The organism is Pseudoalteromonas sp. MMG024 (assembly GCF_021654175.1).
Classification (GTDB): domain Bacteria; phylum Pseudomonadota; class Gammaproteobacteria; order Enterobacterales; family Alteromonadaceae; genus Pseudoalteromonas.
The window spans coordinates 198,399-217,631 of record NZ_JAKFZO010000003.1; the positions used below are offsets into that span (position 1 = coordinate 198,399).

Genomic DNA, 19,233 nt, shown 5'->3' on the forward strand with positions numbered 1-19,233 from the left:
ATAAATAGCCATACTTTTAGCCATATACAATAAACGTAAATACTTTCACGTAATTGTTACTAAATTTGTTTTTCACTAGTAATAAAGTCACTGCCTGATATTCTGGATTTTGGGGCAAATTACAAGGAATTCCATGCTAACCTTTACTCAAAAAATCACCATTGCATGTTCAGCAATACTGGCATTTGTGTCATTTAACAGTACTTCAGCTGAGCGCGAACTGCGTTCACCTCCACGCAAATTAACCACACAACAAGCTAAAGTCGCTGCAGCTAATTATCAAAAATACTGTGCTCTTTGTCACGGTGAAAACCGCGAAGGTCATAAAAACGATCACGCACCGTCACTTCGCAGTAAAAGCTTAATGGAATCAGGCATTGCCCATCAAATTTTACGACCAATGCAATACGGACGTGTAGGAACAGCAATGGGTGGTTATTTAGATGAGGTTGGCGGTCCAATGACATTGGATGAAACCTGGGATCTCACCTATTGGCTATTTGAACAAGCGGGTTACGATCGCTTAAAGTTTACCACTAACCCTGTTCACGGCGATATTAAGCGAGGTGAGCAAGTCTACCAAAAAGAATGCGCTAGCTGTCATGGCGATAAAGGCCAAGGGATCACCGGCCCTGCCATTATGAACCAATCAGCGCTGGCTCATAATACCGATGAGTTTATTCGCTATGCCATTGAAAATGGAAGGCAAGATACGCCAATGCAATCGTTTAAAGACAAACTTTCAAGTGCTGATATTGACAATATTACCGCGTTTTTGCGCAGTAAGTCGCTCGGTTGGAAAGATGAGACGCCGGTACTCAAAGCACTGCCTACGCCAGAAAATTACATCGTAAACAAAAACGGTGACGATCCAAATTTTGATTTAAAAGATGGCATGTATGTGCTGTCAAAAGACTTAAACAAAGCGCTTGAGGCCAAAAAACGCATGGTGCTGCTCGATACGCGGGTTACATCGGTTTGGCAAACCGCACACATTGAAGGGGCGATTCCTTTCCCCTACTACGCAGATTTAGATGAAACTGTGGCTGGCATTCCAAAAGACGTGCAAATTGTTGCCTATTGTTCATGTCCGCGTGCGGCCGCCGATCACACGATTAATCGCCTAAGGCAACGTGGTTACACCCGCACAGCTGTCTTGTGGGAAGGTATTTTTGGTTGGATGAATCAAGGCTATCCGGTAAGGCGTGGCGATATTGACGGCGTTAACGATTAACGCATTTAAAATTAAAAGTCGGCATAAACTACGCCGACTTATTAAAGCAATTCACTTAGCCTGTGAATGCTGCTTTAAAATGGCTATAAAGTTATGATTTAACTGGTTGAATGCTGGCAAGCGCTTGGCTAAAGTCAGTCACTTCAAGCTCAACAATATCGCCTTCTTCAGCCCAGTTTACACCCACAACAATGTCATCATCTTTTAAATCTTCTAGCCAATAATCTAACCAGTCGTTAATTGAAATTTCGCTTGGCGTAAATGCTTGCCATTCCTGTACACAGTGTGTTTCGGCCAACAACTTGCTTGACCAAACTGGCATCACTTCTGCGTTTTCAAAATTAGGAGAATCTAATACAACCCAATCTTCACTTTCTTTATCTTGCAGTGCCCACACTGATTGGCTTGTTTTACTTTGCGCTAAAAATTCCGCTAAGATTTCGCGTTGGTTGGTATCACTCATAGCATCTCCTACTGTCTGTGTTATGTGTGTGAGATTATACCTTTTATGTGACAAATTTATCGCATAGAAATGTAACCCACACATTTTAATTGCCGATTATCACAAAATGTTTGAATCACTTTGTAACAGTTCTGCTGTTCCTTTATTGCATCATTTTTTTTACTCTAATGAAAGTTATCAATTTAGGAAAAAGCAATGAAAGATCTACAAAAATTAGTTGGCAACCTAAATAAATCAGGTGCATTAAGTGGCTTTTTAGGTGGTGTAGCGGGTGGCGGCTTAACCAGTTTGCTATCAGGTAAGAAGTCAAAAAAAGTGGGTAAGAAAGCAGTAAAGTATGGCGCACTGGCCGCCGTTGGCGGACTCGCTTGGAAAGCTTATCAACAATACAGCGAAAAAAGCAGCCAAACTCAGCAAGCCGCTGATAGGCAGGCATTTGATAACGCTATGCAAAATCGCAGTAGCCAATACCGCGTTGAACCGACACATATGCAAGAACAAAACTTTGATGCCGTTGTTGAAGACGAAACGGGTAACGGCCAGTTAATTATAATGCGCGCCATGATCGCGGCAGCGTATGCCGATGGCCATATTGATGAAAATGAGCGCCAAACTATTTTCGCTCAAGTAGAGCAAATGGCACTAACAACACAAGAAAAAGCCATGTTGTTTGATGAATTACGTGCGCCAATGAGCTTAAGTGAGCTAGTTGCAACCGTGCCTAACGCACAAACGGGCATTGAAGTGTATGCAGCAAGCGCCAGCGCAATTGATTTAAACCAAAGTGCATCACAGCAATATTTACAAACTTTAGCTAATCAACTGTGTTTACCACGCGACTTAGTAAACAGTATTCATCATCAACTAAACCAAGCTGATTAGCGAGAGCAACAACTAAAAAACCAGAGTCGCCTCTGGTTTTTTGAGTGTTATTGCTTATACGGTGTGTAATTGTATTTTTGCCCAGCAAGTGCAGCTTCGTACATAAAGCCGCCTTTTGCCAGCGTCATCACCGCCATGCCTTTACGGTATTTTGCTTTATTTTGCTTGGTGGAATTCGCATCGGTGCCGACACTAGAACTAACACCCGTAGAGCCTGCCTGCGCTTGAACCGCGGCGGTAATAGCAACTGCGGACGCCCCTGCACCAAATTCAAAATTGCCCGAGGTAAATTCATCAAACGCACGTTTGTCTTTTAAGAAAATGATTTGGCTGTAGGCTTGCCCGCCTGCTTGAAAGCCAACCGATAATTGACTAACACTTGTTTTACCCACCGCTTTGCCTTGCTTGTAAACCTGACCTTTACCAAAGGCAGCGCCTAACCCTAAGCCACCTTTACCAATGGTTGGAAATACCACATAGCCATAAGCACTATTAAAAAAGCGCTTGGTTTCGTGAGATTGTTTAAAATTTTGTAGCGTAGTTTGATATTCATCGGCACTGGCAAACGTACTGATGCTAACAAGTAGTAGTGACAGTATTGGTGTAAGAAACTTTCCCATATTCTCTCTCCTTTTACATGTTTAATTATCTTAGAAACACACTGCGTATCTAATTGTGCTGCACAAATGGCATGTTCAGCAAAAAAGCAGCACGTTTAATCGGTAAAAACATCGCCCTTTTTAGCAGGCGATTAAGGTTTATTTGAATTCGGGTTAACTAAACAATTAAAACTAGTTAATCACTTTTTCGATTTTGCCTTTATAAAATGCGTATTTTGGCTTTTTAAAGCCGTTCCCCGTTAGCGTACCGCCACGTAATTTTGCAATTAACACGTTAAGGCCAATAAACATCATCATGGTTAGCCATAAAAATAACACTATTGGCAATAAGAATACGCCAAGCCCAATAGCGGCTAACAGTGTTAATGTAAAAGATAGCTTATTTTGAAAAATTAAATTGCTCATAACTTTTTCCTTCTGTGGAGTGCGTATTGTTCAATTATTTCCCTTAATCCAAGCTTAACATTCAACCACTGTTTTATTTTTGTGCTATTTCAGCAAAATTTAATTATGGTGCCTGATTAGCTTCCTATTGTATTGCTCCTCATTGATGTAGGAAAGTGACTTTGCTGAAGCCCAAAGACGCTATCGGCAAACTCACATAAAGTAGCGTTTCCACCTAGCCTTTTCCTTGTCTAAAACCAAATCAAACTGCTGTAAAAAGCCAACTTGAACCGTCAACGGTCCCTAACTTACGACTTGTTTCATGATTGAACGCAGCCAAATGTGTTTTTCATTGGCCCGTGAACGTTTTAACCACAACATAGAAATATCAAAATCAGGTACCTTAATAGGCGGCGTGACGCTTTGTAGCGCATCGTTAGGTAATGAGATTTCGGCCATGCGCTTTGGCACAATCGCGATAAGATCTCGCTCCAACAGTAAACGTTGTACGGTTAAAAAGTTACGACTAGCCACAGTCACCCTGCGTGTTAAACCATCTTCACTCAGCAAATTATCTACTTGAGTGGTTAAACTACCATCGGGGCTGACAATCGCATGTTCAATATTAGCAAGAGTATGCTTTGTGATTGGCATTATGCGTTTGGCAAACTCTTTATTTAACAAACACATGTGTTGCTCGCTATACAGTAACTCGCTTTCAAACGCGTTATGTAAGTTAGGAATGCTGCCAATCACCAAATCAAGTGATTCTTGCTCACTAAGCTCACGGTAATTCACCCTATTTACGTTAACGAAACTAATTTGCGCATTAGGCGCTTGCGCACGAATTAAATCGAAAATAGCCGGCGCAAAAATATACTCAGCGTAGTCGGTTAAGCCAATTCGACAAACCCCTTGATAGGTTTTTGCATTGAAAGTGTCACGCTTTAGTACCTGCTGTTGCACTAATTGCAGCATCGACTCAACACTCGGATAAACCGCATGAGCAAAGTCTGTTGCCACCATTTTATGGCCCACTCGAACAAACAGTTCGTCATCAAGTAATATCCGTAAGCGCGATAAACTGTGACTCATTGCCGATTGACTAACAAAGTTTTTTTCTGCCGCTAAGCTAACGCTTTCAAAGCGATACAAATACGAAAAAGCCACCAGCAGGTTTAAATCGACATTGCGCCATTTCGTTTCTTCAATCGAAACCATTAACCAATCCCATTTAATTCATATTTATTACAAATAATATTAATTGGATTAATTGTATCGCTTTTTTTAAGCTTTGCGCAGGTTTGATAACACAGATATTTATGCGCGTATGTTCAGTATTTTTAAAACGTTCTTTTTACTCGGCTGGGTCAGTTTCGGGGGGCCTGCCGCCCATATTGGCTACTTTCGCCAAACCTTCGTCACTAAATATAAGTGGTTAAGTGATGAAGAGTACGGCCAACTGATTGCGCTTAGTCAGTTTTTACCCGGGCCTGGTTCAAGCCAAGTAGGCTTTGCATTAGGTTACAAACGTGCCGGTTTACAAGGTGCGATCGCGGCGTTTGTTGGTTTCACTCTGCCATCGGTGATTATTATGCTGGCGCTTGCAATCACCTCAAGTGCGCTGGTTAATAACAGTATTTTTGAAAGTATTGTTCACGGGTTAAAGCTACTCGCCGTTTTAGTAGTGGCAGACGCCACATGGGGAATGTTTAAAAACTTCTGTAAAGACACTAAAACCGTATTTTTGTGCATCGCCACAGCGTGCGTATTGCTTGTAAGCCCTACCCTTAGCACGCAATTTGCCGTGTTAATTAGCGCTGCGCTTATTGGCGCGGTTGCATTAAAAGGTAAAATACCGACGACACATCAGCAAGAATTTAAACCTAGCCTAATACCATTGCTGTTGTTTATTGTCTTGTTACTTGGGCTGCCTTTAACTGCATCTTTGGCACCTGAAATAAGCCTATTTAATGATTTTTATCAGGCTGGTAGTTTAGTATTTGGCGGTGGTCATGTAGTACTGCCTTTACTGCAAAACATTGTTGGCGACCAATTATCACAAGACGCTTTTATAACAGGCTACGCAGCGGCGCAAGCAGTACCTGGGCCTATGTTTACCTTTGCTACCTATATTGGCTATGAACTATTTGATAATGCGCCAATTATCGGTGCGCTAATCGCTACCTTAGCGGTATTTTTACCAGGCTTTTTACTGTTATTAACGGTGCTAAAAGACTGGCAAGTACTTGCTAACAAACCAAGCGTAAGTGGTGCGCTTGCAGGCGTTAACGCCGCGGTTGTAGGATTGCTAATAGCGGCGCTTTATACGCCTATTTTCACAAGTGCGGTAAGTGCACCAAAAGATATCGCTTTGGTATTGATTGGCTTTTTAATTATGAAACAGTTAAAACTTCCTATTATTTGGTTAGTTGTTAGCTTTATGCTAGGCGGATTAGCGTTAAGCGCCATTTAGGCAGCAAAGGGTGCAAACGCCGCAAATTGAAATTTGCGTTAGTGTGGTATTTTACTTATGCTAACGCTTTTTTGCGCCAAATTATGAACTGTATTTCTTGCCAAGCCCCATTCAAATGCGAAAGCCAACAAGGCAGTTGTTGGTGTTTTTCGCTTCCCAATATTTTACCAGTCACTAAAGACGCCAATTGCTTATGTAAAGCATGTTTAATCGATAAAATTAACGATGAACTATTACGTCTTTACGAAACGAAATCAAATAGCGAATTAGTTACGCTTGCTGCGCAATATCAAAACCAGTTTCCCGTTGAAAAGTTAGATTATTATTTAAATGAAGATGGTTATCGTGTGATGACGAAATGGGCGCATTTAAAGCGCGGTTATTGCTGTGGTAATGGCTGTAAGCATTGCGCTTACTAAACAACCTGAGTTTAGGCTTAGTCGAAAAGCCCAGTAACTCAAAATCATTGAGCGATAGATAGCTGCTGGAAAAGTGCACCTAAAAAGGTGCACTTTTTAGGTTAACGGTAGAACGCTTCAACCGTGCCTTTTGATTTGATAAGCATAGGTTGGCCGTAACGATCTAACGCTTTTGGTGCAGCAGTTTTAATCCAACCTTCACTGATGCAATACTCTTCAACGTCAGAGCGCTCTTTACCATTGAAACGAATACCAATATCCTGCTTTAACACTTCTTCAGAGTAGAATTTGCTGCGCGGGTTAATTGAAAGACGATCCGGTAATGCTGGTAAATCTGTTTTATCGTTCATAGTTATTTCTTTATTACGTATTTAATTTGCGCCATTGTAGAAAATTGACCGTATACGCTCAATAGCAAAGCACTAAATTAATCGAGAATTGTAAAAAGCGTACTTTACCTTTGCTAAAAAGCGGTGAGGTAATAATCATTTACACAAAACAATTTGTTAGCAATGTGCTTTTGCTTCTATAGTAAGCATATTGGCCAAATAATTTAAAACCTTAACGCGGCCAACAATTTGAAGTAAGGGAGTGTGCGTATGAGAAAACTCATTAAGAATAAATGTGTCTCGTTTTACTTACTAAAACCCGAAACCTACTTGTTTGGTAAACACCACTTTATTCGTAATAAAATTAAAGCTGCGGGCTTTAAAATAATCGGTAAACAGAAAATACAACTCACCTTTTCGGATTTAATGGCACTTTACCCCAATTTAATGGCGCGCATTACTATGTCGCTACGCGTACCATTTTTAATGGATTTGGACATGTACTTTGTCGAAGGCGACAACGTGGTGCCTCGCTTAAACGCGCTAAAATACGATATTAGGCAAGAATTATCTGGCGCAAGACTAGGTGGCTTTTTACATACTCCAGATAGTCCAACAGAGCTACAACAACATTTATCCATACTGTTAAAAAATCAGTCTTAATAAACGTAAAAAAGCAGCCAATCGGCTGCTTTTAACTTTTCATTCGTTTGGCAAATTACGCGGCGTTGTCTTCAATGCCTACGATAACCCAAGGTGCATCTTGCTGTGACAAGCTGCGCTCTAGGTGCCAAATTTCATCAATTGGCTCTTCTTGCTTATCGCCTAAATCGCGGTATTTACCACGAAAACGTACACTGATTTCCCATAACATAGGTGATGTATCAGCACGTGCTAGTTCTGCATCGATAAACATAACTTCAGTCGCCACTTCTTCAACCTCTGCTCGCTCTTGTTTTAGTTCAGCTAACAGTTGCTCACTTACGTACTCAGAAATCACCGTAAAGTCGTTATCATTCCATGCTTTTTGTAACGTATGGTAGTGCTCACGAGCACCTTGCAAAAAGCCGTTTAAGTCAAAACTAATCGGTAAATTCATAGGTACCGATTGGCTCTGCTGTGCAAAGCCTTGATTGCTAAATTGCTGCGGCGCAGCCTGTGACGAAGGAGCGTGTTGCACTGGCGGCACGCCTGCAAACTGCGATTGGCTTTGCGCCTTTTTCATCATAAATGCTTTAAACAATTTAAATAATACAAACGCAACGAGCGCAATAATGATGAAGTCCATAAATTGGAATCCTTCAAAATCGCCACCTAGCATTGCGGCAATTAAGCCACCGGCAAGTAAACCACCTAGAATGCCACCCATTAAGCCTTTTTTAGAAGATTTCTTTGCCGGAAGCGTTGGGTTATTTGTATCAACTTGCTGTTTTTGTTGTGTTGTTGTGGTTTGTTTCGTTTTACCTTTGCTTTTGCTGCCAAACTTTTTACGTGCTTCAGCATCAAACGAAAAAGAAAACATTAACGCAACGAGTGCGAAAAACCATGCGAATTTTTTCATTAAATTTTTCCATATTATTAAGCTGCGAGCATTCTAAAAGCGGCACTTTTAGAGTCAATAGGTTTAAGCAATATAAAGTAGTTAATTTTATTGAAAATTTCATTAAACTTTTTCTAAACAATAAATGCAAAGCTCACTATGTTGTGAGCTTTGCAGCGGTCGAATGAGTAGTTACCGAACGCCCTATCAGGTTGGCAAGAGAATGTGCGTTTTTAGTTGTTGATTTAACTCATCGATATTTTGTTGGCTCGCCTTTCGTTCACTGTAACGGTCTAGTAATAATCCATTATGATCCCGCAGTAAAAAAGTAAATCGCATTAGCTCTTCCATTACATCAACAATGCGGTCGCGAAAGCTCGAGGGGTTCATCACGCCCTGACTATCAAATTCTTGGTAAGCTTTTCCAATCGACGATTGATTAGCTATTGTAAACATGCGCATCCAGCGCCCTAACACGCGCATATTATTGAGGGCATTAAAGCTTTGCGAACCGCCTGTCACTTGCATTAGTGCGAGTGTTTTTCCCTGTGTTGGCCTACGTGCACCAGATGACAAAGGTAACCAATCAATCTGGTTTTTAAATACCGCAGACATATTGCCGTGAATTTCTGGAGAACACCAAACCTGAGCTTCAGACCACAATGCGAGTTCTCGCAGTTCTTGCACTTTTGCATGCTCGGCCGACGCGTTGTTATCAAATACCGGTAAGGCCGCGGGGTCAAACACTCTGACATCTGCCCCCATATATTCAAGTATACGAGCCGCTTCTAGTGTGGCGAACTTACTGTACGAATTTTCTCTTAACGATCCGTATAGCATTAAAACCTTTGGTTTATGTGTGCTCATCTCTTTATTTTCAGGTGTTAAGGTGAATGTTTCGTTTTGTAAAAAAGACATAATTACTACCTAATTCAATTAATTTACACACGGTAAGACGCTTGGCTATTAAAAAAGACGAAATAAACTTCGTCTTTATATGAAAAATAACGTCTTATTTGTCACACTTTGTAGTAATGATAAAAATGGTAGTAACTGTCGTGAATATTGAAGAAATATGGCTTGAATATCAGCACGCATTAACGCGCTTTTTAAAAAAGAAGGTGGCGAATAGCGCTGATGTAGAAGATTTAATGCAAGAGATTTTTATTAAAACCCATAAAAACCTGCATTTGCTAAATGATATTAGCAAACTCAAGTCCTGGCTTTTTCAAATCGCTAATAATACGATTATTGATTTTTATCGTGCCCGCGGAAAACAACATGAAATACCAGAATCGCTTATAATTACTGATAACGAAGAGTCAGTACAGCAAGATTTAATCGATTGTTTAACGCCATTTATTCAGCACTTACCTGAACCACAGCGCGCGTTGCTTATCGCGGTTGATTTAGAAAATGCCCAACAAAAAGTATTAGCAGAACACATGGGAATTCACTACTCCACGCTAAAATCGCGTGTACAAACAAGTCGAAAAGCCCTTAGAGAACTGTTTGACGAATGTTGTCATTTCGAGTTTGATACTTTTGGTCGCGCTATTGATTATCAACGTAAATCATGTAACAACATAAAGCCAAAGCAATTAGAGTAAATCAGCGCATTACAAAAGGATATTGCATCAGTATGCTGTTACGCCAAAATACCGCCCCATTACTTTGCCTGACACTTTGTTTAGGGCTCGTTGCCTGTGCAAAATCCCCCTCAAACGCTACAGCACCTGTGCCGAATAACAATGTAAACGAATCAAGTAATAACTCTGTGGCGAATGCGCTTTATCAACAGCTAGATGCTTGGCAGGGCGTGCCATACAAACTGGGTGGTACATCAAAAAAAGGCATTGATTGTTCAGCGTTCGTGCAAACGACCTATATTGACCGTTTTGGCTTTTTATTACCGCGCACGACCCTTAAACAAGCTGAATTTGGCAACAAAGTGAGCAAACCAGAGTTACAAGCGGGCGATTTAGTGTTTTTTAAAACAGGTTTTCGTACTTATCATGTAGGTATTTATATTGAGGATAATCAGTTTTTACATGCCTCGACCAGTCAAGGCGTTATTGTGTCGTCGTTAAAGAATAGCTATTGGCAAAGCGCTTTTTGGCAGGCAAAACGCATTAAGTTTTAATAAAGACCCTCAAGTCCAAATAAAAAAAGAGTTACCGCACTTGCTTTAACATAAAGCGTACGATAACCCTTATCGGTTAGGTTATTAAATCACAATTGATTAATTGAAATTAACCGTTACTTCATTTGAGCAAACATCGCCAGCCTGACAAACTTTATAGGTAAAGTTTGTTTCAGTTACGCCACGGCTGAAGTCACGATAAACGCCCACATTTTCTACTGTTTCATACAATTCACCATTACGGTAAACGTCAACAGTACCTTCTGTTGCGCCATCGATTAATAACTCAACACGCATAAAGCCTGTGCGCGATAAGTTTGCACGTTTCACATCAACCACAATGTTGGCATCTGAGATCTGAACATCTTTACTCGCAGTATCACTTAGGCCTTCTGCATCAGTTGTGGTTAACGACACGCTGTAGTTGCCCGCCGCCGCATACGCATGAACTGGGTTTGCTTCAGTTGATGTATTGCCATCACCGAAGTCCCACAGGTACGACACAATATCATTGTTGCGATCACTACTTGCGTTAGTGAACATCACATTGTAGCCATCACGCTCAAAGGTAAAATCAGCAACCGGTGCTACTGGCGCAACATCGCCAATTGCACTGAAGGTTAATGACCAGCTGTCTAATGAGCCTGTGTCTGCGCTGTAGGTATCTTCAACATGTAGGGTCCAATCGCCAGCTGCATTTTCACCATTGAAAATAACTGCTTCATACGTTTGATTAATATTGTCACTCGAACCGCCCGATTTATTGTGCAGTGTTGTCACAGTGCCTGTCGGTGAAGTAAGGGTAACAATTAAATCACCAATGTATGTGTGAGTAATATTAACCGTCGCGAGTGTGTTAAAGATGGTGATTTCATCTGGCACAGTAATTACAGACGATACGCCCGCTGGGTCATTGTCTGGAATTGATACTGCGTCGCTATTGTCATAAGTGAAGTCAGCGAGCCCTTGTGGGTTAACATATAATCCAACAGTACTTGATTTTTCTAACGCGCCACTTTGACCTGTTACCGTGAAACTATAATCACCCCACTGCGTATCAGCGGCAGTAGGCACAGTTAGCGTAACAATCTGACCCGGTGTTGCAGTGTCAGTTGACAGTGCTGCACCAGCAATTGATGAGTCTAAAGTAAGTGTTACTACGTCATCCCAATTCGCAACAGACGCAATTTCAAACTCATACGTTGCTGTTTGACCTGCAGTTACGGTTTGTGATGTTGGGCTTGTGATCAATCTAAATCCAGGCTCTGGATTAGACTGTTCAAGTGCGCTATATACGTTTAGTCGTGTACCAGCAACCGTTTTACCTTGCAGTGCCGCGTTTGCATCACCTGAGTTCATTAATAACTCTTTTAACTCTAATGCACTAAGCGTTGGGTTTAACGATAATACTAATGCTGCAGCACCCGCAACATGTGGTGTTGCCATTGACGTACCTGAGTAAGTTGCATAGCCATTACCTGGCACAGTAGACAAAATACTTGAACCTGGTGCGCCCATATCAACGCTTGTTAAACCCCATTGTGAGAAACTCGACATATTGTCTGAGTGATCAGTACTTGCTACAGCTAATACGCTGTCATGCTCGTAACTCGAAGGGTAATGAGGGTTTGCGTCGTTATCTACCGCGTCGTTACCTGCCGCTGCAACAAATAAGATATCAGCTTGTTCAGATGCAGTGATCGCGTCAGATAGCGCTTGGCTAAAGCCACCGCCACCCCAGCTGTTGTTTAGTACCTTGATATCGACACCAGCATTTTTTAAGCCAACCATGTAGTTGATACATTTAATTGCATCTGAAGTTGAACCCGTGCCCTGTGCTGATAAGAACTTACAACCAACCATAGATACAGTGTGGTTAACACCCACCACACCTTGGCTATTGTTACCCGTTGCACCAATTGTGCCCGCGACGTGGGTACCGTGACCTTGGTCATCCATTGGGTCGCCCACATCGGTAATTGCATTAATACCGTGAATATCGTCAATGTAGCCATTGCCATCGTTATCGATGCCATCGCCTGCGATTTCATTTGGGTTAACCCACGCATTGGCTTGAATGTCTTCATGTGTATGGTCAACACCCGTATCGATAATGCCCACGACAACGTCGCGACTACCGGTTGAGATATCCCACGCTTCTGGCGCATCAATATCGGCATCATTTGTGCCACCGGTTTGACCTATGTTGTGAAGGCCCCATAAATCGCTGAACTGTGGATCATCAGGTTGTGCATTAATCGACACAATATGATCAGGCTCTACATATTCTACCGCTGGGTGATTTTGCAGTTTTGATATTGCGCCTTTTACATCATTATCGTTCAACGTGTATTGCGCCATACGACCTTTAAGAATGTGGTTATAACGATCATCTATTTCATCAAGGTTTGCATCTGAAATAGTCGCAGCTACAAGCTTACGTGCAGCTGCTTTATCTGCTGCGCGAGCATGTTGTTTGTACACAACAATAACTGAATTATTTTTGTAACCGTCAGCGCTTTTAACCGCTGGTGTCGTTGTTGCTGATGCGCTTGCCACCAAAGGAAGCAAAGCAAGTGAAATTGCAGAAAGTTTCGCTTTCATTATTGAAATTCCATTTTTTATAAAATGTACGCTCGACAATCGAGCACCTATCTCAACAACTCATCAATCTAAATTTTTAAGCAACCTTTTTATCAAACACAGTTCCCAACAAAGGCGCAAGCGTTAATATAAATAAAAATCAACAAAACCTTTAACAAGCTGATTTTTATTGGAATTAATTTCATTTGGGTGTTTTTGATCAATTAAATATGACTGTTTTATGACTAGCACTTTTTTGGTAGCTGGCCTTTCACAAATATTTAACACCACCGTAGAAAACAACATAAGCTATTGTTTATTAGCTGAAATTAAAGAAGCACAAATTTGGCTGATAGCGCTCGCTTTCGTAAAAATAGTAATTTAATCGCTGTCGTGTTCTTACTCTAAAATTCTGTGATGAAAGCAAAACTCTGTAAAACTCAATCTGGTATATGCAAATCGTTAGGTACGGTTTTGCGCACCTCTGTATTTTACTTAGCGGCGCTTAGTAATTCTCACTTAGCATTAGCGAAGGACCTACAAGAATCTCCTCTTTCTCTCAGTCTAAATACTTCCCTGCAATACCGAGTAGGTGCGCAACAGCATCAAGTGGTTATCACTCAGTATGGGATTTTAAACAAAGCAACAGTTAATCAAATAAACGAAACGTCCAATCAAGCGCATGTTACCCAATACGGTACTAACAACGAAGCTGCATTGTTTCAGTACGGCGCAAATAACGTTGTAAACCTGTTACAACAAGGAAATAACAACCAAGCACACATACTGCAACAAGGCGACGGCAATACCGCCAATATCTCTCAAGCTGGCGAACAAACCTTTACAGTTCAGCAAATAGGTAACGGTATTGAAGTGAATGTGACGTTTTACAAGCAATAATTTTACAGGAGATACTCCGTGAATAAGAATAAATCTTTACTAGCCTTAGCTGTTGCACTGGCTGTTGGCTCTACTTCGGCAATGGCAAGTACAAAAGACGACAGTAAATCAGTTAAAGCAAATAACACAGTGCAAAATGTCGCAAACACTATGGTTGTAAACCAAACATCTGAAACCGGTGCTGCATTTGGTAACGATTTAGTTGCACTGCAAGAAGGCGATTTAAACTACCTTAAAACTGAAACGCAAGGTAGCGCAAACAGCACGCAAACCACGCAAGTGGGCACTTCTAATATGTTGCTGTTAAACACACAAGGTAACGACAACCTTGAATCGTACGACCAAAATGGTTCATCACACATTGCGCTAACTGAACTAAAAGGTGACGCAAACCAAATTACGGTAAATCAGTCTGGCGCAGGCTTTTTTGGTATTTCTAATGAAGCGGTAAATATTGTGACTGGTGATAATAACGATATCACAATTGAGCAAGGTGACGGCGGTCATTGGGCTTATAACCAAGCAATGGAAGGCAACGACAATACGGTTTACATTAATCAGTCGGGCGTTTGGAATGAAACAAATCTAGAAAGCGTGCAAGGCGATGTAAACGATATTGAAGTAGAACAATCTGGCTTTTGGAACGTGCTTGGCGTTCAAGAATTGGTTGGCCACAATAACGAGCTAAGCGTAAATCAACAAGGCGATGTACAGCGCGTTGCAATTGGCTCAGTTACGGGCGACGATAACGACATCAGCATTGTACAAGAAGGTGCTGAGAATGATTTCACAGCAGCCATTGTTGAAGGTTCAGATAACACTGTTTCAATCGACCAAGAAGGCACAGGCAACAAGTTTGATAGCACTTACATTATTGGTTCTGATAACGAATTAATCGTTGAACAAAATGGTGACGGCAACGAATCAAGCAGTGACATTGTTGGTGACAACAATGATTTCCAAGTAACACAACTTGGCAATGACAATAGCTCGTATGTTGGCGCAATTGGCGATAACAACGAACTAATCGTACACCAAGACGGTGACGCTAACGCAAGCCACCTAGCACATTTTAATGGTAGCGATAACGACGTTAACATCACGCAAGTGGGTAACGAAAATAGCAGTTATGTTCAATCGTCTTACCCTGATCAATCACTTACTAGTTACAACAACGACATTAACGTGCAGCAGCTAGGTAATCAAAACGAATCAGCGGTGACATTTAGCACAGCCGTAGACAGCAATGACAACACGCTTGATATTGCCCAAAACGGCGAAATTAACTCGCTTGACCTACTAATTGAAGGCAGTGGCAACACGCTTAATATCGCGCAAACAGGTAACTACAACATGATTGGCGGTATGGGTACTGGCGGATTTGTAGTGCAAGGCTCTGATGTTGAACTATCAATTTCACAAGTTGGCGACGGCAACTTAGTGGATGGTGGTATTTACAGTGCATCAGGCAGCGTAACTGTAACGCAAACGGGTGATTACAATACTGCAACGATTATTCAGCAGTAACAAAATGGTAGGGCCGTTCACGGCCCTTTTCTAATGCATTCAATTATAAAAATAATCATAACGCTAACGCTTTTAGGCGCCTCTTTTAGCCCGCAAGCAAATGGCGAAGATATTGAAATTAGTGGCCTGTTACTCGACAGAACATTAAGTCGCTCGGGTAAAGAATTTTACCACTCGTACAGTTTGTTATGGCAAGACATGCCAAGCACTACTGGCATTAATGTCGTAATAAAAGAAGCGGTTGTACCGCGCGCTGGTACTAAATTGTTTGTTGAAGTTAATAGCAAAGCAATTTATGCCACTTACATGGGTCGTCGCATCGAGCCAGTAAAAGATAAAGTAGAACAAGCGATTTTCGCGACAATTGACGCAATCGCCAAGTCTAAGTTTTCTGAGCAAAGTGAAGACTTAGCAAGCAGTGGATGGTAACCATAAAAATGATAAATAAAATAATAGTAAGCAGTGTTTTATTGGTATTTTCAAGCTGTGTTGTCAGCACCGAGTTGGTGTATACGCCGGTTAATCCAAGTTTTGGTGGCAGCCCGCTCAATGGTGCGATGCTGCTGAACAAAGCACAATCACAAAACAAACACCGCGCCCCCATCAACGAAAAAACCTACGCCGAAAAATTTCAAGAATCATTAGAGCGCTCTTATATTAACCGAATGGTGCGCGAAATCACCGATCTCGCGTTTGGTGAAGGTGTAGAAGACAGCATGTTCAATCAAGACTCCATTTTCACCAGCGGTGACTATGAAATTCAAATCTTAACCAGTGGCAGCGACACCATCACGGTGCAAATTACCAATATGGTTACGGGCGAAGTTGTGGTTGTTGAAGTACCGAGGTTTGGCGAATGATTTGGCGTATATTTATTAGTATTGTGTTGATGTTATTAGCCGGTTGCAGCACCATCAAAAAAACTTTACCACCCGAGCTTGAGGTGGCACAGCAGCTTGCACAAACAAAAACCTTTAGTGAGCTGAGTGGTCTTCCCGCGCCCGCTGGCAGCATTCCAGTATCGGTTTATTCTTTTCGCGACCAAACCGGACAATACAAACCGCAAACCAATGTCAGTTCATTTTCTACCGCAGTAACGCAAGGGGCGAACTCGATTTTAGTGCAAGCACTGCACGAGTCAGATTGGTTTATTCCGGTTGAACGTGAGGGCCTGCAAAACATTCTCACCGAACGAAAAATTGTGCGTGCATCGCTATCAAATAAAGAAGATGAAGCTGCACAATTACCGCCACTGACCACAGCAAAAATTATTCTTGAAGGCGGTGTGATTAGCTATGACTCAAACGTAAAAACCGGTGGTTTAGGTGCCGAATATTTTGGGATTGGTGCATCTGAGTTATATCGCGAAGACATTATTTCAATTTACCTGCGCGCGGTTGATGTACGTACCGGGCAAGTGTTGCTTTCCGTTGCGACCACCAAAAAGGTGCTCAGCGTAGAGATGCGTGCAGGCTTTTTCCGTTATGTAAGCTACAAACGTTTAGCCGAAGCGGAAGCCGGCTTTAGTGAAAACGAACCAATGCATATTTGTGTTAAACAAGCGATTGAAAAAGCACTCTCTGAATTGGTGCATAAAGGTATTGATAAAGGGGTGTGGACTACTAAACAGCAAAGCATTGCCCTTGCTAAAGCACGTCAGCAAAAACAGCTGCAACTTGCCGCGTTAAAAGCAAAACAGCAAAAAGCACAAATTGCAAAACGTAACGTAGCACCAAGCATTTCATTTATGGTGCAATTTAGAACGGCAACCGCTGAAATCGAACCGCTATATAATACCCAATTAGAGCAGGTATTAGCGTTATTATCACAGCAAAAATCAGCTCACGTTGAACTATTTGGTTACGCCGACAAACGTGGTGACGACCAAAGCAATCATGCGCTCTCGCTTGCTCGCTCAAATGCCATCGCCAACTACCTCATTACTAACGGCATTGCCAAAGAGCGTGTAAGTATTATGGCCCGCGGTGATGATGATGCGCAGTACGACACAGCAGATAACGAAGGTTTATTTTTCGACAGACGTGTGATTATCAATTTAAAGTCGAGCTAATTGCGCGAGGCGAAAATTAACACGCATCATGCCGACTTAAACATGGTAAAAAGTTGGCATGATTACTTTTTGACTTAACCTAAATACGCGCTAGTTGGCATAACCAAAAACCGATTCGAAACTTTCGCCTTCGTTTAACCGCTCGATGCCTTTATAAAATGTTTTAGGGTCTATGCTCTCAAATGCAACTCGTGATGCTTGATAAGCCCATGTATCGCTTGGCGAAAAATCGGATAACATTGTTACTTTTTCTACTAAAGCTTTATCGAGCGCAATATTTTCTAACTTTAGGGCATGTCTGTAATCAACATATGTGCCAGCCCCTTCTAGCAACCATGGTTTGATTTTGAACGTTTGAGTTATAAAATTTGCGCGATAAAACACTTCTGCATGAGACGTTTCATGGGCGATAACATCGACATTGATGCCTTTAGGACCAATAAAAACACACTCTCGTGTTAATGAGCTTCTGGCCATGCCTGTTGGGTTAAAGCCAAATTGAGCACTCTTTTTTGTCACTATATAACGAGGTTTTGAACTCATATCACCAAAAGCTGCACTAACCCTTTCTTGCGCTTTATCAACAAAGGTTATCAGGGCGTCTCGTTCTGTTTGACTTAATGTCGCATCGACATAAATTTCCGCATCAATTTGCTCAAACCCAAGCAGCGGAGCAGCCTCACATGCAATCCCATGCTTATTGTAAAAAAGCATAGATGACAGTAACAAAATACCTGTAGCGGTCATCGCTAGTTTAAATAACCTCATCTAACCCCCGTTACAAACTTTTTTAGTTTCCAAGTAATAATTTTAACATCATGAAGTTGGTGTATTACCCTAAAAATAAGTATAAAAAAATCCGATGCTGTTAATTCATCGGATTTTTCTCGTTTTATGCTAAATGGCAATCACTTAAGCGATTGCCATAGCTATCCAAAAGCGCTATTTCTTGGATTTAACTTTGATGACTAATATCAATGCCGCTTTTAACCAGCGAAGGCAAAAACTGTTGTGCCCAGTTAACCAATTCAATGCGGTTTCGCGCTTTGGTTTTGCGAAACGCACTGTAAAGGTGGGTTTTGACCGTATGGTCACTAATATGCAGCTGCTCAGCAACGTCTTTATTTTGTGCGCCTTGCGACACCAAGCGAATAATTGTGCGTTCGCGGTTGGTAAGCTTATCTAACGCTTCGTTGTGCCCACTGCTATCTTGCCGTTGTAACTGTAGCGCCAACAGATTTGAAAATGCATCACAAATTGCACCACGTTGAAACCACAACTCGCTGTTCAGTACTTTTTGTACGCCTTTAAACAATACATCGGGTGTATCGTTTTGGTAAAAAACACCTTTAACATTAGCGAGCAGTAGTAATTGTTCGCAAATATTATCTTTATGCGCGTCATAAATCACTACTTTATGATGACGCGCCAGATTAATAAGCGCGCTGGGCAACATATCATTCCACGGCGCATCTTTAGCGCAAATTAAATACAGTTCTGCACTGTCCGATGAATCGATTATTGCTGGGAACAGCGACTCTACCTTTACGTTTAAGCACAATGTTTCGAGTACTTTAAGTAGAATTTCCGTTGTGTTTTGTTGTTGCGCATTAGCGGCAACTTGTAAGTAAACTTGAGATTTCGTCCTTGTCACTTATAACG

22 protein-coding genes and 1 pseudogene are annotated in these 19,233 nt (G+C 41.5%); 13 read left to right on the top strand and 10 right to left on the bottom strand.

The annotated features are described in order from the left end of the window. Positions 1-133 precede the first annotated feature (133 nt). Positions 134-1,234, top strand: a complete 1,101-nt coding sequence (locus L1068_RS04265) for a c-type cytochrome (RefSeq protein WP_054979295.1) — start codon at positions 134-136, stop codon at positions 1,232-1,234. A 91-nt stretch (positions 1,235-1,325) separates the two neighbouring features. On the opposite strand, the gene L1068_RS04270 is transcribed toward L1068_RS04265, so the two are convergent. Continuing rightward, positions 1,326-1,697, bottom strand: a complete 372-nt coding sequence (locus L1068_RS04270; protein WP_237129243.1) for a DUF2750 domain-containing protein — start codon at positions 1,695-1,697, stop codon at positions 1,326-1,328. Positions 1,698-1,892: 195 nt separating this feature from the next. On the opposite strand from L1068_RS04270, the gene L1068_RS04275 reads away from it, so the two are divergent. Next, entirely contained in the window at positions 1,893-2,579 is a 687-nt protein-coding gene (locus tag L1068_RS04275) for a tellurite resistance TerB family protein (protein WP_237129244.1), read from the top strand. 47 nt (positions 2,580-2,626) lie between these two features. Here the strand turns inward: L1068_RS04275 and L1068_RS04280 are convergent, their stop codons facing one another. The 3 genes from L1068_RS04280 to L1068_RS04290 form a co-directional block, all read right to left on the bottom strand. Continuing rightward, a complete protein-coding gene (locus tag L1068_RS04280; RefSeq protein ID WP_054979293.1) occupies positions 2,627-3,199 on the bottom strand; it encodes a YSC84-related protein in 573 nt (190 codons plus the stop codon). Positions 3,200-3,370: 171 nt separating this feature from the next. Beyond that, on the bottom strand, positions 3,371-3,604 hold the full coding sequence (locus L1068_RS04285; protein WP_054979292.1) for a hypothetical protein: 234 nt from the start codon (positions 3,602-3,604) through the stop codon (positions 3,371-3,373). Positions 3,605-3,886: 282 nt separating this feature from the next. Continuing rightward, positions 3,887-4,804: a LysR family transcriptional regulator gene (locus L1068_RS04290; RefSeq protein ID WP_054979291.1), complete on the bottom strand. Its 918-nt coding sequence runs from the start codon at positions 4,802-4,804 to the stop codon at positions 3,887-3,889. 109 nt (positions 4,805-4,913) lie between these two features. Between L1068_RS04290 and chrA the strand changes: the two genes are divergently transcribed. Together chrA and L1068_RS04300 are read left to right on the top strand one after the other, a co-directional pair. Beyond that, positions 4,914-6,059: a chromate efflux transporter gene (chrA, locus tag L1068_RS04295; protein WP_237129245.1), complete on the top strand. Its 1,146-nt coding sequence runs from the start codon at positions 4,914-4,916 to the stop codon at positions 6,057-6,059. Between the two features lie 83 nt (positions 6,060-6,142). After that, positions 6,143-6,478, top strand: coding sequence for a DUF5522 domain-containing protein (locus tag L1068_RS04300; RefSeq protein WP_082428535.1), 336 nt, complete (start codon positions 6,143-6,145; stop codon positions 6,476-6,478). A gap of 101 nt (positions 6,479-6,579) precedes the next feature. Here L1068_RS04300 and L1068_RS04305 read toward each other — a convergent pair whose 3' ends face one another. Further along, positions 6,580-6,828: a DUF3297 family protein gene (locus L1068_RS04305; protein WP_054979290.1), complete on the bottom strand. Its 249-nt coding sequence runs from the start codon at positions 6,826-6,828 to the stop codon at positions 6,580-6,582. Between the two features lie 249 nt (positions 6,829-7,077). Here L1068_RS04305 and L1068_RS04310 point away from each other — a divergent pair, with 249 nt between their 5' ends. Continuing rightward, positions 7,078-7,470: a hypothetical protein gene (locus tag L1068_RS04310; RefSeq protein WP_054979289.1), complete on the top strand. Its 393-nt coding sequence runs from the start codon at positions 7,078-7,080 to the stop codon at positions 7,468-7,470. Positions 7,471-7,525: 55 nt separating this feature from the next. Here L1068_RS04310 and L1068_RS04315 read toward each other — a convergent pair whose 3' ends face one another. After that, entirely contained in the window at positions 7,526-8,368 is an 843-nt protein-coding gene (locus L1068_RS04315) for a Tim44-like domain-containing protein (protein WP_237129246.1), read from the bottom strand. Between the two features lie 186 nt (positions 8,369-8,554). Continuing rightward, entirely contained in the window at positions 8,555-9,265 is a 711-nt protein-coding gene (gene arsH / locus L1068_RS04320; protein ID WP_275419452.1) for an arsenical resistance protein ArsH, read from the bottom strand. 125 nt (positions 9,266-9,390) lie between these two features. Here arsH and sigZ point away from each other — a divergent pair, with 125 nt between their 5' ends. Together sigZ and L1068_RS04330 are read left to right on the top strand one after the other, a co-directional pair. Next, complete coding sequence (gene sigZ, locus L1068_RS04325) at positions 9,391-9,957, top strand: RNA polymerase sigma factor SigZ (protein WP_237129247.1); 567 nt, start codon at positions 9,391-9,393, stop codon at positions 9,955-9,957. Positions 9,958-9,989: 32 nt separating this feature from the next. After that, positions 9,990-10,490, top strand: coding sequence for an NlpC/P60 family protein (locus tag L1068_RS04330; RefSeq protein WP_237129248.1), 501 nt, complete (start codon positions 9,990-9,992; stop codon positions 10,488-10,490). 99 nt (positions 10,491-10,589) lie between these two features. Here L1068_RS04330 and L1068_RS04335 read toward each other — a convergent pair whose 3' ends face one another. Next, positions 10,590-13,094, bottom strand: coding sequence for a S8 family serine peptidase (locus L1068_RS04335; RefSeq protein WP_237129249.1), 2,505 nt, complete (start codon positions 13,092-13,094; stop codon positions 10,590-10,592). 453 nt (positions 13,095-13,547) lie between these two features. Here L1068_RS04335 and L1068_RS04340 point away from each other — a divergent pair, with 453 nt between their 5' ends. From L1068_RS04340 to L1068_RS04365, 6 genes and pseudogenes are all read left to right on the top strand, one after another. Then, positions 13,548-13,973: a curlin subunit CsgB gene (locus L1068_RS04340; protein WP_233430573.1), complete on the top strand. Its 426-nt coding sequence runs from the start codon at positions 13,548-13,550 to the stop codon at positions 13,971-13,973. Positions 13,974-13,991: 18 nt separating this feature from the next. Further along, the gene (locus L1068_RS04345; RefSeq protein ID WP_237129250.1) at positions 13,992-15,500 is read left to right on the top strand and encodes a curlin; all 1,509 of its coding nucleotides are present in this window, start codon (positions 13,992-13,994) and stop codon (positions 15,498-15,500) included. Between the two features lie 33 nt (positions 15,501-15,533). After that, positions 15,534-15,929, top strand: a complete 396-nt coding sequence (locus L1068_RS04350; protein WP_237129251.1) for a curli production assembly/transport protein CsgE — start codon at positions 15,534-15,536, stop codon at positions 15,927-15,929. A gap of 8 nt (positions 15,930-15,937) precedes the next feature. Beyond that, a complete protein-coding gene (locus tag L1068_RS04355) occupies positions 15,938-16,360 on the top strand; it encodes a curli assembly protein CsgF (RefSeq protein ID WP_051320898.1) in 423 nt (140 codons plus the stop codon). Next, a pseudogene (locus tag L1068_RS04360) lies at positions 16,360-17,118 on the top strand (CsgG/HfaB family protein); the annotation flags it as partial. The gene L1068_RS04355 and the pseudogene L1068_RS04360, both read left to right, overlap by 1 nt. 129 nt (positions 17,119-17,247) lie before the next feature. Continuing rightward, positions 17,248-17,571 carry an OmpA family protein gene (locus L1068_RS04365; RefSeq protein WP_232732411.1) on the top strand — a complete coding sequence of 108 codons (324 nt, stop codon included), beginning with the start codon at positions 17,248-17,250 and terminating at the stop codon, positions 17,569-17,571. Between the two features lie 90 nt (positions 17,572-17,661). Here L1068_RS04365 and L1068_RS04370 read toward each other — a convergent pair whose 3' ends face one another. Next, a complete protein-coding gene (locus L1068_RS04370; protein ID WP_237129252.1) occupies positions 17,662-18,339 on the bottom strand; it encodes a hypothetical protein in 678 nt (225 codons plus the stop codon). Positions 18,340-18,526: 187 nt separating this feature from the next. Then, positions 18,527-19,225: a response regulator transcription factor gene (locus L1068_RS04375; RefSeq protein ID WP_054979280.1), complete on the bottom strand. Its 699-nt coding sequence runs from the start codon at positions 19,223-19,225 to the stop codon at positions 18,527-18,529. Positions 19,226-19,233 lie beyond the last annotated feature (8 nt).